A 13,365-nucleotide genomic window follows, 5' to 3' on the forward strand; every position below is an offset into this window, starting at 1 on the left:
CGTACCGACTTAACCCCAGTACGGGTGATAAGTCGGTTGCGCAGCCACTTCTGTCGCCGCGACAACCGCTGTAGTTTAACGAATAACCACACCAGATAACATATAACCGGAAGGGTTATAAGCAGGACGGGAAGACCCACGGTGTAAAACCGTTAGTTGCCGCCTTTCAGCAGGCGCATCATGTCTTCCTGCTTTTCTTCTTCTTCCTCTTCTTCCTCGTCATCGTAAGAAAGACCCAGCTTTTGCATCAGCTCATCAATGCGGTCCAGCTTAGCATCAACCCAGGACTGATCTTCCGCGCTCAGGGTCTCTCCTGCTTCAAGACGCTCCAGCAGCGCATCCAGGCGCTCATCCGTTTCCAGTAAATCCAACTCAGCCTGTGGTGAAAGCATAGGTTTCTCACTCTTCGGTTTGTGCTGTTTGGTGACTTTTTCGGTCACGCCCAATGGAATGGGGGTTTTGCTGCCAATACGAGGATCTTTTTGCTTATTTTGGTTTCCGCCACCAGATGCGCCTTCGCTACCGGACGCACGGCTACCTGCCGCATGACCACGGTGTTTTTTCTGGCGCTTACGGTCGCGGGCTTCCTGGTTAATTTCTTCGCGTGTTTTACGACGCGCTTTTGCAGGACCTTTACCGCGTGGTGTAGAAGTTGGTTTCATCATGATTCGTCTTTGGCTGTTTTATTCAGTATATAATTGCGCCGGAATCTAGCAGAAATAAAGAAAAAAGGCGACAGAGTAATCTGTCGCCTTTTTTCCTGACTCTCAACCCTTACGGGCTCTACAATCCCTATTGGCTATCAACACACCCTGTTTTTCCCTTAGCCTCTAACATTCCGTGTTGTTTCCATTTCCTTTTACTAACGTCTCCGGACGTTTGTCTTCCTGACAATCCTGTGTCTTCGCCTCCTGGCGCTCCTGACCCTCATCCTGAGTCGTCTATCCTGTCAGCTTCCTCGCTATGGACGCTACTTTACCGTTTTGGTTTAAACGTACAAGTAACCTGGGTAACAATTTCTGATTTTAAGAATAGCGCCCAAATGTAACTCTATGATTTATTTTAGTTCTGTCATTTTTTACTCTGTCATCTCGTATAGAAACTGTCGGCAATGTCTCACAAAGCGCGGGGTTTTTACTCACACAGCCCACTCGTCGAAAAACCAGCCTTTTGCTGGGGTTCAGGTATAATCGCTGCAAAGCCCTGATTGATGGAGAGGACTGCTTTGACTAACTTGAATTATCAACAGACGCACTTTGTGATGAGTGCGCCTGATATTCGCCACTTACCTTCCGACGCTGGTATAGAAGTGGCTTTTGCTGGCCGTTCCAACGCAGGCAAATCCAGTGCGCTAAATACCCTGACGAATCAAAAGGGTCTGGCGCGTACATCTAAAACGCCAGGTCGTACTCAGCTCATCAACCTGTTTGAAGTCGTTGACGGCAAACGCCTGGTCGATTTGCCAGGATACGGTTATGCCGAAGTTCCAGAAGAGATGAAGCGTAAATGGCAGCGCGCGCTGGCTGAATATCTGGAAAAACGTCAGAGTCTGCAAGGTCTGGTGGTACTGATGGATATTCGTCACCCGTTAAAAGATCTCGATCAACAGATGATCCTGTGGGCGGTTGAGAGCAACGTTCAGGTTCTGGTACTGCTGACTAAAGCAGATAAGCTGGCCAGCGGTGCACGCAAAGCGCAACTGAATATGGTACGCGAAGCCGTACTGGCATTTAACGGTGATGTGCAAGTAGAAGCATTTTCATCGCTGAAAAAGCTGGGTGTGGACAAACTGCGGCAAAAACTGGATAGCTGGTTTAGTGAACTGGCACCGGTTGAAGAGATGCAGGAAGGGGAATAACCCACCGTATTGCCGGATGGCGCCGCTGCGCGTCTTATCCGGCCTACAGCATGTACAAAACTTTTCTTTCGCACAATAAAAAACGCCCCAGTCATTACTGACTGGGGCGGCTAAAATATTCAGCCAAATCCGATTACGTGAAGTAAAAGGTCTGAAAGATAGAACATCTTACCTCTGTACCCTACGAGAATAACTTTACTCTTTTTTGAGCAGCTCAGAAAGCACTTTTTGTAATTTTTTTTCATTCCTTACATAGGGAATTCTAATGGACATCACAAAAAGTTCTCTCTTATGTTGCTTAGTTACGAAAAATAGCCGTTATTCAGTAAACCCTTAGTGCGCCTGATCCCAGTTTTCGCCACTACCGACTTCCACCAGCAACGGCACGTCAATCTGGGTCTCGTTTTCCATCAGTTGGTGGATCTTTTTAGAGACGCTTTCGAGGTCATCTTTATGCACTTCAAACACCAGTTCATCGTGTACCTGCATGATCATACGCACACGCGGTTGCTCGGTTTGCAGCCATCTGTCCACCGCAATCATCGCTCGTTTGATAATGTCTGCGGCAGTACCCTGCATCGGGGCGTTAATTGCCGCGCGTTCTGCACCTGCACGACGAGCACCATTACTGGATTTAATATCCGGTAAATAGAGACGGCGACCTTCCAGCGTTTCTACATAACCCTGCTCTTTCGCCTGCGCGCGGGTGCGTTCCATATATTCCAACACGCCTGGGTAGCGTTCGAAGTAGAGATCCATGTACTTCTGTGCTTCTTTACGCGGAATATTCAACTGGCGCGCCAGACCAAAAGCGCTCATCCCGTAGATCAAACCGAAGTTGATGGCTTTCGCGCTGCGGCGTTGCTCGCTGGTCACAGAATCAAGCGGTAAACCAAAGACTTCTGCCGCCGTTGCGCGGTGAATATCTTTCCCTTCGGCAAACGCGGTAAGCAGACCTTTATCACGTGAAAGGTGCGCCATGATACGCAGTTCAATCTGTGAGTAGTCCGCAGAGACAATCACGTAGTCTTCTGGCGCAATGAACGCCTGACGAATACGACGACCTTCGTCATTACGTACCGGGATGTTTTGCAGGTTCGGATCCGTTGAAGACAAGCGACCCGTTGCGGTAACTGCCTGATGATAGGAAGTGTGCACGCGCCCGGTCTTCTTGTTAATCATCAACGGAAGCTTATCCGTATAGGTCGACTTCAGTTTGGCTAACCCACGATATTCCAGGATAACTTTCGGCAACGGATAATCCAGCGCTAACTCTTCCAGCACCTCTTCCGACGTTGATGGTGCGCCGCCCGGCGTTTTCTTCAGCGGCTTAATACCCTGCTTTTCAAACAGGATGGTTTGCAGTTGCTTGGTGGAAGACAGGTTAAACGCTTCTCCGGCGATCTCGTGCGCTTTTTGCTCCAGCTCGTTCAAACGCAGCGTCAGTTCTTCTGAATGCTTGTGCAGAACAGCCGGATCGATTTTCACACCGTTGCGCTCAACACGAGACAAAACTGGCACCAGCGGCATATCGATATTTTCAAAGACGTTCAGTGGCCCTTTATGCTGCTGTAATTCTGGCCACATTTTCAGATGCAGCTGTAGCGTAACGTCGGCGTCTTCCGCAGCGTAACGCCCGGCTTCTTCCAATGCTATCTGGTTAAAAGTCAGCTGGTTTTTGCCTTTTCCAGCGATCTCTTCAAAGGTGATGGTTTTATGTTTAAGCCAGCGGTCCGACAGGCTGTCCATATCGTGTCGGCCAGCGACACTGTTAAGAATGTAGGATTCAAGCATGGTGTCAAAGGTGATGCCGCGCAGCTCGATGCCATAGTTCGCCAGGATACCGCGATCGTACTTCAGGTTCTGCCCGACTTTATGCGCATTCTCATCTTCAAGCAGCGGCTTCAGCAGCTCCAGCGCGCGATCGCGAGCTATTTGATCGGGGGCATCCAGGTAATCGTGGGCAACAGGAACATATGCCGCCACACCCGGTTCAATGGCAAAAGACAGGCCAACCAGATTCGCGGAAATATTGTCCAGGCTGTCAGTTTCCGTATCGAAGGCAAAGACAGGTGCTTTTTTCAGCTTCGCGATCCACTCTTCCAGCGTCGCTTCGTCCAGAATCGTCACATAGTTATCATACGAAAGAACCGTAGCCGGCTCCTCAGGCGTTTCATCGACGACAATAGTTTCTTGCGGTTTTGCCGCCGGCTTCGTCCCTTTCGCCTGTAGCCATTTACCCGCTTCAACGTCAGTAACCCAACGTTTGAATTCATACTGTTTAAACAGGCCAAGCAGTTCTTCTGCTGCCGGTTGACGGACTTCCAGCTGCTCGCAGGTCAACTCCAGCTCAACATCCGTTTTGATAGTAGCCAATTGATAAGAGAGGTACGCCACCTCTTTATTCTGCTCAAGTTTACCCGCCATGGTTTTCGCACCACGGAAAGTCAGCCCCGCAATTTTGTCTGATTCAGCATAGAGAGTATCCAGCCCACCCAGCCCCTGCAGCAGAGCCTGCGCAGTTTTTTCACCTACGCCTGGAACGCCAGGAATGTTATCTGAGGAATCCCCCATCAGCGCCAGGAAATCGATGATCAGTTCCGGCGGGACACCGTATTTATTCACCACTTCATCCGGGCCGAGGATCGTATTGGTCATGGTGTTGATAAGAGTGATATTCGGCGTCACCAACTGAGCCATATCTTTATCACCAGTGCTAATCAGCACCGGACGACCCACCTTCTCCGCTTCCCGCGCCAGCGTACCGATGACATCATCCGCCTCCACGCCAGAAACCGCCAGCAATGGCAGCCCCATCGCTTTTACCATCGCATGCAGAGGTTCAATCTGCGCACGCAGATCGTCCGGCATGGGTGGGCGGTGCGACTTATAGTGTTCGAATAACTCATCACGGAAGGTTTTACCCTTGGCGTCGAATACCACCGCCGCGTGGGTCGGCTGATATTGCAAAATCAAGCTACGCAGCATGTTGAGGACACCGTACATCGCGCCCGTAGGTTCTCCTGCGCTGTTAGTCAGCGGTGGGAACGCGTGGTATGCGCGATACAGGTAAGATGAGCCATCTACAAGGATAAGTGGGTTTTCTGGGATCTGAACCATAATGTCCGTGCCTGTTTATCAGATTATGGGTAAAGGATGCCACAGACAGGATGAAAACATGAGTTTTTCGCCGCATTTGTCGAAAAACTTTTGTAGATCTTCTGCTTTGCTCGCAAAGACATCTGTGGATAACTTTGTGAATAAATAATTTACAGCTCTTTAAATATAACAAGGCAATTACTGCCTCATAATATTTTTATATGTATTTCAATAAATTAAATAAATACACAGCATTTTATTCCATTTTTACAGCTTATATCCTGATGTGGATAGATATTCCTCTTTTTTCTATTGAGGGAAGATCCATCATTTGGTTCGTTTTCTGATAAAATCAGCCCCTTGCGCCTCTTTCGCGCACTGTCTATGGCTAACCTTTTGAATAATTTAATTATGACGAGAATACTCGCTGCGATAACGCTGTTGCTGAGTATCGTATTGACCATATTGGTCACGATTTTTTGTTCTGTGCCGATCATCCTTGCCGGGGTTGTGAAACTCCTTTTGCCTATTCCTGTCGTCTGGCGCAAGGTTTCTGTCTTCTGTAATTTCATGATGTACTGCTGGTGTGAAGGTCTGGCGCTACTGCTGCACCTTAATCCACGGCTAAAGTGGGATGTTGAAGGACTGGAAGGTCTTAGCAAGAAAAACTGGTATCTGCTCATTTGTAATCATTACAGCTGGGCCGATATCGTTGTGCTTTGCGTTCTGTTCCGTAAGCACATCCCGATGAATAAATATTTCCTCAAGCAGCAGTTGGCCTGGGTACCCTTTATTGGCCTGGCCTGCTGGGCGCTGGATATGCCATTTATGAAACGCTATTCACGTGGCTATCTGCTTCGCCATCCGGAACGCCGTGGTAAAGATGTCGAAACAACGCGTCGTTCCTGCGAGAAATTTCGCGTACACCCGACAACCATTGTGAATTTTGTCGAAGGTTCGCGCTTTACCAAAGATAAACGTGAGCAAACCCGCTCGCCCTATCAAAACCTGCTCCCTCCTAAGGCGGCCGGTATTGCAATGGCATTGAATGTACTGGGTTCACAGTTCGATAAAATGTTGAACGTCACGTTGTGCTATCCGGAAAACAGCAGTCGACCGTTCTACGACATGCTGAGCGGTAAGTTAACGCGGATTGTCGTGCGGGTGAATCTGGAGCCAATTCATGAAGAGTTGCACGGTGATTACGTGAACGATAAGGGATTCAAGCGTCGGTTTCAGCTCTGGCTAAATACGCTATGGAGTGAGAAAGACGCGCAGCTCGACGCGATTAAAGCCTCAAATAAAAAAGCCGGTCAGTGACCGGCTTTTGCTTTTATTTCTGACCAACCAGGTACTTCACGGTATCCGCATACTGTTGTACGAAGATATCCATGCTGCTGGTATCCATGCCCTGCGGGTTGACCTGATATTTGCCATTCACGAACATCGCCGGAACGCCCTGCAGCTGTAAATCAGCCGCCGCTTTTTCCTGCTGTGCCACAAGTGATTTCACCACGAAGCTGTTCCATGCCGCATCATAATCTTCGCCTTTAATACCTGCGTCGACAAACACTTTACGGATATCAGCAACAGACTGAACGGTCTGGGTTTTCTGAACGCCTTCAAACAGCGGAACGGTGACCTGATCTTCAACACCCAGCGCCATTGCAACCGCCCATGCCTGCGTCAGATCTTTACCCAAAGGCCCGAGAAACTCGACGTGGTATTTGGTCATCTTGGTGCCTTCCGGCAGCTTTTTCTTCACATTATCAGATACGTGAAGCACTTCTTCAAACTGGTAGCAGTGCGGGCAGTAGAAGGAGAAGAACTCCAACACTTGCGGTTCACCCGCAACTGGCTTTTCCAGAGTGATGTATTGTTTGCCATCCTGGAACTGCGCTGCAGATGCGCTAAAAGCTAAGACCATACCAGCCAGCGCCAGCCATATTTTTTTCATGTTCAAGTTTCTCCGGTTAATACATTGGCGTTAATTGTAAGGGGGGCTCTTGCAGAATTTTTGCCTGCTCAATAAAGGTCGCGGTCTGACGATGCCAGTAGTCTTCCCCGGTTAACCACGGGAAGTTTTTTGGAAATGCAGGGTCAGCCCAACGTCGAATTAGCCAGGCAAGATAATAAACTAAACGCATAGCGCGTAAAGGTTCTATCAGTCCGATTTCAGAGATGTCGAACTCACTAAACTCTTCATAAGCCTCGATAATGGTTTCAAGCTGCATACGTTGTTCAGCTTTATCGCCATTGAGGAGCATCCATAAATCCTGAATAGCCGGACCGTTGCGGGCATCATCTAAATCGACAAACATCGGGCCATCGCGCCACAGAATATTACCGGCATGACAATCACCGTGCAGGCGTAACGTGGTAAAACGCGTATGCCAGCGTTCGGTAACGATCGCGATAAGCGCATCCGTTGCTTTCAGGAAGGCCGCTTTTTGCCCTGATGGGATTAGCTGTGCGTGTTCAAAAACTTTACGTGGCTCAGTCAGGTATTCTTCAAGGCCGATCGTTGGGCGGAAGGCAAAAGTACGCTTGCATCCGGTCTGGTGCATACGCCCGAGATAGCGCCCCACCGCCTCCATCTGATCGATGTTGTCGGCTTCAAACTGGCGTCCACCGACGCTGGGGAAGATCGCATAATGGAAACCCTGATGGCTTAATAGCGTTTGGCCGCTGAATACCAGCGGAGCAGCTACCGGGACTTCATCGCTTACCAGTTCCAGAGCAAACTGGTGCTCTTCCTGGATCTGATCGACAGACCAACGTTCAGGGCGATAAAACTTAACGACAAAGCGTCGACGGTCTTCGTCCTGGAATTGATAGACACGGTTTTCATAGCTGTTAAGCGGGGTAAGCCCGGAGTCCACCCGGATCCCCTGCTCAAACAGTGCATCCATGATGGTATCCGGGTGTAGCGTCTGGAAATTAAAAGCGTTGTCGTTCATCCCATCATCCGGAAAATACTACGAATGATTCAGGATATCATTTCGCAGCGCTTTCGGTGGCGGCGATTACAAGCTTTTACTCTTTAATTACGCCACGTGCGCGGAGTAGTGCAGTTTTAAAATCTTCTTCATAATCTTTCTGAATACCTGGAATGACCGCATCTTTCGCCGAGTCACGCATTTTCAGGTGATAGATCAGAATGTCATCAGTTAAATCCGCCAGTTCGCCGTCAAAACCTGACTCTTGCGCCAGTTTCTGTAAAAATTGCATCAGGTTAAGATCGGGTTCCTTCTGCCAGGCAGGCTGGAGGAGTTCAATAACTTCATTCAGACGTTTACATTTCATGGTTGTGCTCCTTAGGCTCAATACAGATACGTTAGCAGGGTCAATCCCACATTAAAAGAGGCGATATCAGTGATTCTGGATAGTGCAATAACAGGGGTTGTGCTGGCTGGCGGTAAGGCCAGACGGATGGGCGGAACCGATAAAGGTCTGCTTGAGCTGGACGGTAAACCTCTTTGGCGACATGTGGCCGACATTCTCGCTTTGCAGGTCGAAACCGTGGTGGTTAATGCCAATCGCCACAGGGATATATACCAGCAAAGCGGCCTGAAAGTTATTCCCGATTCATTGGCCGATTTCCCTGGCCCACTGGCCGGGATGCTATCGGTATTCCTGCAGCAAACGGGGGAATGGTTTTTGTTCTGCCCGTGCGATATGCCTTATATTCCTCACGATCTGGTCGCTCGTTTAAAAGAGCAGCGCAAAGCAGCACCGGTTGTCTGGGTGCATGATGGCGAAAGAGATCACCCAACCATTGCGCTGATGCACCGCTCTATGCAGCCTTTACTGCAGGATTATCTTCAGTCCGGTGAACGACGCGTTATGGTCTTTATGCGTTTGGCAGGCGGTCATGCTGTCGATTTCAGCGATCATAAAGATGCGTTCGTAAACGTGAACACCCCCGAAGAGCTCGCAAAATGGCAGGAAAAATCATGATCCCATTACTCGCCATTGCGGCATGGAGCGGCACGGGAAAAACCACGCTGCTCAAAAAGTTGATCCCGGAACTACGTGCCAGAGGTATACGTCCCGGATTGATTAAGCATACTCATCACAAGATGGATGTCGACAAGCCCGGTAAAGATAGCTATGAGTTACGCAAAGCTGGTGCAGCACAAACTCTGGTCGCCAGCCAGCAACGTTGGGCATTAATGGTAGAAACACCGGAAGAGCCCGAACTGGATTTAGCGTATCTGGTAAGCCGGATGGACGCTTCAACGTTGGATATGGTGTTGGTTGAGGGATTTAAGCATGAACCTGTCGCTAAGATCCTACTTTTCCGCGAAGGCTGCGGGCATAGTCCTGAGGAATTGGTGATGGATGACTATGTTATAGCGGTTGCCAGTGACGTTCCGCTGGCGGTGGATGTTCCATTGTTAGATATCAACAACATACAGCAAGTAGCTGATTTTGTTACGCAATGGGCCAGAAGATAACTGCGGTGTCGTGATCTGCCTGATGCGCTGCGCTTATCAGGCCTGCACAATACATTCAGCCCGGCGGTTTTACCCCGCACACACGCAAAAAAGCCCATCCGTCAGGATGGGCTTCTTCACTTTATTTGATGCCTGGCAGTTTATGGCGGGCGTCCTGCCCGCCACCCTCCGGGCCGTTGCTGCGCAACGTTCAAATCCGCTCCCGGCGGATTTGTCCTCCTCAGGAGAGCGCTCACCGACAGACCACAGATAAAACAAAAGGCCCGGCCTTTCGACCGGGCCTTTCGCTTTTATTTGATGCCTGGCAGTTCCCTACTCTCGCATGGGGAGACCCCACACTACCATCGGCGCTACGGCGTTTCACTTCTGAGTTCGGCATGGGGTCAGGTGGGACCACCGCGCTACAGCCGCCAGGCAAATTCTGTTATTAACCCGCTTTTCGCCGGTTAATCTTATCTGTATCAAGCTGAATGTCGTCTCTTCGCCAAAACATCTTCGGCGTTGTAAGGTTAAGCCTCACGGTTCATTAGTATCGGTTAGCTCAACGTATCGCTACGCTTACACACCCGACCTATCAACGTCATCGTCTTTAACGTTCCTTCAGGAGACTTAAAGTCTCAGGGAGAACTCATCTCGGGGCAAGTTTCGTGCTTAGATGCTTTCAGCACTTATCTCTTCCGCATTTAGCTACCGGGCAATGCCATTGGCATGACAACCCGAACACCAGTGATGCGTCCACTCCGGTCCTCTCGTACTAGGAGCAGCCCCCCTCAATTCTCCAGCGCCCACGGCAGATAGGGACCGAACTGTCTCACGACGTTCTAAACCCAGCTCGCGTACCACTTTAAATGGCGAACAGCCATACCCTTGGGACCTACTTCAGCCCCAGGATGTGATGAGCCGACATCGAGGTGCCAAACACCGCCGTCGATATGAACTCTTGGGCGGTATCAGCCTGTTATCCCCGGAGTACCTTTTATCCGTTGAGCGATGGCCCTTCCATTCAGAACCACCGGATCACTAAGACCTGCTTTCGCACCTGCTCGAGCCGTCACTCTCGCAGTCAAGCTAGCTTATGCCTTTGCACTAACCTCCTGATGTCCGACCAGGATTAGCTAACCTTCGTGCTCCTCCGTTACTCTTTAGGAGGAGACCGCCCCAGTCAAACTACCCACCAGACACTGTCCGCAACCCGGATTACGGGTCCACGTTAGAACACCAGCCATTAAAGGGTGGTATTTCAAGGATGGCTCCATGCAGACTGGCGTCCACACTTCAAAGCCTCCCACCTATCCTACACATCAAGGACCAGTGTTCAGTGTCAAGCTATAGTAAAGGTTCACGGGGTCTTTCCGTCTTGCCGCGGGTACACTGCATCTTCACAGCGAGTTCAATTTCACTGAGTCTCGGGTGGAGACAGCCTGGCCATCATTACGCCATTCGTGCAGGTCGGAACTTACCCGACAAGGAATTTCGCTACCTTAGGACCGTTATAGTTACGGCCGCCGTTTACCGGGGCTTCGATCAAGAGCTTCTCCTTACGGATAACCCCATCAATTAACCTTCCGGCACCGGGCAGGCGTCACACCGTATACGTCCACTTTCGTGTTTGCACAGTGCTGTGTTTTTAATAAACAGTTGCAGCCAGCTGGTATCTTCGACTGATTTCAGCTCCATGAGTAAATCACTTCACCTACATATCAGCGTGCCTTCTCCCGAAGTTACGGCACCATTTTGCCTAGTTCCTTCACCCGAGTTCTCTCAAGCGCCTTGGTATTCTCTACCTGACCACCTGTGTCGGTTTGGGGTACGATTTCGTGTTACCTGATGCTTAGAGGCTTTTCCTGGAAGCAGGGCATTTGTTACTTCAGCACCGTAGTGCCTCGTCATCACACCTCAGCGTTAAAAAGGTACCGGATTTACCTGGAACCTCCGCCTACATGCTTAAACCGGGACAACCGTCGCCCGGCTAACATAGCCTTCTCCGTCCCCCCTTCGCAGTAACACCAAGTACAGGAATATTAACCTGTTTCCCATCGACTACGCCTTTCGGCCTCGCCTTAGGGGTCGACTCACCCTGCCCCGATTAACGTTGGACAGGAACCCTTGGTCTTCCGGCGTGCGGGTTTTTCACCCGCATTATCGTTACTTATGTCAGCATTCGCACTTCTGATACCTCCAGCATACCTCACGATACACCTTCAACGGCTTACAGAACGCTCCCCTACCCAACAACACATAGTGTCGCTGCCGCAGCTTCGGTGCATGGTTTAGCCCCGTTACATCTTCCGCGCAGGCCGACTCGACCAGTGAGCTATTACGCTTTCTTTAAATGATGGCTGCTTCTAAGCCAACATCCTGGCTGTCTGTGCCTTCCCACATCGTTTCCCACTTAACCATGACTTTGGGACCTTAGCTGGCGGTCTGGGTTGTTTCCCTCTTCACGACGGACGTTAGCACCCGCCGTGTGTCTCCCGTGATAACATTCTTCGGTATTCGCAGTTTGCATCGGGTTGGTAAGTCGGGATGACCCCCTAGCCGAAACAGTGCTCTACCCCCGAAGATGAGTTCACGAGGCGCTACCTAAATAGCTTTCGGGGAGAACCAGCTATCTCCCGGTTTGATTGGCCTTTCACCCCCAGCCACAAGTCATCCGCTAATTTTTCAACATTAGTCGGTTCGGTCCTCCAGTTAGTGTTACCCAACCTTCAACCTGCCCATGGCTAGATCACCGGGTTTCGGGTCTATACCCTGCAACTTAACGCCCAGTTAAGACTCGGTTTCCCTTCGGCTCCCCTATACGGTTAACCTTGCTACAGAATATAAGTCGCTGACCCATTATACAAAAGGTACGCAGTCACCCCATAAAGAGGCTCCCACTGCTTGTACGTACACGGTTTCAGGTTCTTTTTCACTCCCCTCGCCGGGGTTCTTTTCGCCTTTCCCTCACGGTACTGGTTCACTATCGGTCAGTCAGGAGTATTTAGCCTTGGAGGATGGTCCCCCCATATTCAGACAGGATACCACGTGTCCCGCCCTACTCTTCGAGTTCACAACCTGTGCATTTTGGTGTACGGGACTATCACCCTGTACCGTCGGACTTTCCAGACCGTTCCACTAACACACAAGCTGATTCAGACTCTGGGCTGCTCCCCGTTCGCTCGCCGCTACTGGGGGAATCTCGGTTGATTTCTTTTCCTCGGGGTACTTAGATGTTTCAGTTCCCCCGGTTCGCTTCATTACGCTATGTATTCACGTAATGATAGTGTGTCGAAACACACTGGGTTTCCCCATTCGGAAATCGCCGGTTATAACGGTTCATATCACCTTACCGACGCTTATCGCAGATTAGCACGTCCTTCATCGCCTCTGACTGCCAGGGCATCCACCGTGTACGCTTAGTCGCTTAACCTCACAACCCGAAGATGTTTCGTAAAACACCATCGTGTTGCGAAAATTTGAGAGACTCGAACACACCGCTTTTCATTTCTTATTACGGAGAAATGAAACAGTGTGTCGTTTCAATTTTCAGCTTGATCCAGATTTTTAAAGAGCAAAACTTCGCAGTGAACCTTTTCAGGTACACTCTGAAGTTTTCTTGTGTTTTTGCAGTAAAGATGGTGGAGCTATGCGGGATCGAACCGCAGACCTCCTGCGTGCAAGGCAGGCGCTCTCCCAGCTGAGCTATAACCCCATCGTAAATGCTAATCTCTGTACCCTAATTCGTTTCCGGGCAAGGCGCGGTGGTGCGAAGCATACTGAAGTATGCGAGCATCGCCGTAACACAGCACGGATGCGAATTTGGTAGGCCTGAGTGGACTTGAACCACCGACCTCACCCTTATCAGGGGTGCGCTCTAACCACCTGAGCTACAAGCCTGCAGAGATTTTCTTACTGCTAATTTTCATCAGACAATCTGTGTGAGCACTACAAAGAACGCTTCTTTAA

The 13,365-nt window shown here is 50.0% G+C and carries 9 protein-coding genes, 2 tRNA genes, 2 rRNA genes and 1 pseudogene; 4 read left to right on the top strand and 10 right to left on the bottom strand.

Annotated features, from left to right (window positions below):
• Nucleotides 1-152 precede the first annotated feature (152 nt).
• Nucleotides 153-662 (bottom strand): Der GTPase-activating protein YihI, encoded by a 510-nt coding sequence (gene yihI, locus GFB57_RS03830; RefSeq protein ID WP_003028627.1) that lies wholly within the window; start codon nucleotides 660-662, stop codon nucleotides 153-155.
• A 168-nt stretch (nucleotides 663-830) separates the two neighbouring features.
• Nucleotides 831-965 (bottom strand): annotated as a pseudogene (locus GFB57_RS03835) (hypothetical protein).
• Nucleotides 966-1,225: 260 nt separating this feature from the next.
• Between GFB57_RS03835 and yihA the strand changes: the two are divergent.
• Nucleotides 1,226-1,858 carry a ribosome biogenesis GTP-binding protein YihA/YsxC gene (yihA, locus tag GFB57_RS03840; RefSeq protein WP_003028625.1) on the top strand — a complete coding sequence of 211 codons (633 nt, stop codon included), beginning with the start codon at nucleotides 1,226-1,228 and terminating at the stop codon, nucleotides 1,856-1,858.
• Between the two features lie 333 nt (nucleotides 1,859-2,191).
• On the opposite strand, the gene polA is transcribed toward yihA, so the two are convergent.
• Nucleotides 2,192-4,978 (bottom strand): DNA polymerase I, encoded by a 2,787-nt coding sequence (gene polA, locus GFB57_RS03845; protein ID WP_003028623.1) that lies wholly within the window; start codon nucleotides 4,976-4,978, stop codon nucleotides 2,192-2,194.
• Nucleotides 4,979-5,341: 363 nt separating this feature from the next.
• On the opposite strand from polA, the gene GFB57_RS03850 reads away from it, so the two are divergent.
• Nucleotides 5,342-6,277: an acyltransferase gene (locus GFB57_RS03850; protein ID WP_003028622.1), complete on the top strand. Its 936-nt coding sequence runs from the start codon at nucleotides 5,342-5,344 to the stop codon at nucleotides 6,275-6,277.
• A 13-nt stretch (nucleotides 6,278-6,290) separates the two neighbouring features.
• On the opposite strand, the gene dsbA is transcribed toward GFB57_RS03850, so the two are convergent.
• From dsbA to GFB57_RS03865, 3 genes are all read right to left on the bottom strand, one after another.
• Nucleotides 6,291-6,914, bottom strand: a complete 624-nt coding sequence (dsbA, locus tag GFB57_RS03855) for a thiol:disulfide interchange protein DsbA (RefSeq protein WP_003028621.1) — start codon at nucleotides 6,912-6,914, stop codon at nucleotides 6,291-6,293.
• Nucleotides 6,915-6,930: 16 nt separating this feature from the next.
• Nucleotides 6,931-7,917: a serine/threonine protein kinase gene (locus GFB57_RS03860; protein ID WP_003028618.1), complete on the bottom strand. Its 987-nt coding sequence runs from the start codon at nucleotides 7,915-7,917 to the stop codon at nucleotides 6,931-6,933.
• Between the two features lie 76 nt (nucleotides 7,918-7,993).
• Nucleotides 7,994-8,263: a YihD family protein gene (locus GFB57_RS03865; RefSeq protein ID WP_003028616.1), complete on the bottom strand. Its 270-nt coding sequence runs from the start codon at nucleotides 8,261-8,263 to the stop codon at nucleotides 7,994-7,996.
• Nucleotides 8,264-8,332: 69 nt separating this feature from the next.
• On the opposite strand from GFB57_RS03865, the gene mobA reads away from it, so the two are divergent.
• Nucleotides 8,333-8,917, top strand: a complete 585-nt coding sequence (mobA, locus tag GFB57_RS03870; protein WP_003028614.1) for a molybdenum cofactor guanylyltransferase MobA — start codon at nucleotides 8,333-8,335, stop codon at nucleotides 8,915-8,917.
• A complete protein-coding gene (gene mobB, locus GFB57_RS03875; RefSeq protein ID WP_003028613.1) occupies nucleotides 8,914-9,417 on the top strand; it encodes a molybdopterin-guanine dinucleotide biosynthesis protein MobB in 504 nt (167 codons plus the stop codon). The genes mobA and mobB overlap by 4 nt, the downstream gene beginning before the upstream one ends.
• A gap of 299 nt (nucleotides 9,418-9,716) precedes the next feature.
• Here mobB and rrf read toward each other — a convergent pair.
• The 4 genes from rrf to GFB57_RS03895 all read right to left on the bottom strand — a co-directional run bounded on the left by rrf (nucleotide 9,717) and on the right by GFB57_RS03895 (nucleotide 13,296).
• Nucleotides 9,717-9,832 (bottom strand): 5S ribosomal RNA (rrf, locus tag GFB57_RS03880).
• A 90-nt stretch (nucleotides 9,833-9,922) separates the two neighbouring features.
• Nucleotides 9,923-12,829 (bottom strand): 23S ribosomal RNA (locus tag GFB57_RS03885).
• Nucleotides 12,830-13,035: 206 nt separating this feature from the next.
• Nucleotides 13,036-13,111: transfer RNA gene (locus GFB57_RS03890), tRNA-Ala, on the bottom strand.
• Nucleotides 13,112-13,219: 108 nt separating this feature from the next.
• Nucleotides 13,220-13,296: transfer RNA gene (locus GFB57_RS03895), tRNA-Ile, on the bottom strand.
• Nucleotides 13,297-13,365 lie beyond the last annotated feature (69 nt).

The organism is Citrobacter sp. S39 (assembly GCF_009495675.1).
Lineage (GTDB): Bacteria > Pseudomonadota > Gammaproteobacteria > Enterobacterales > Enterobacteriaceae > Citrobacter > Citrobacter freundii.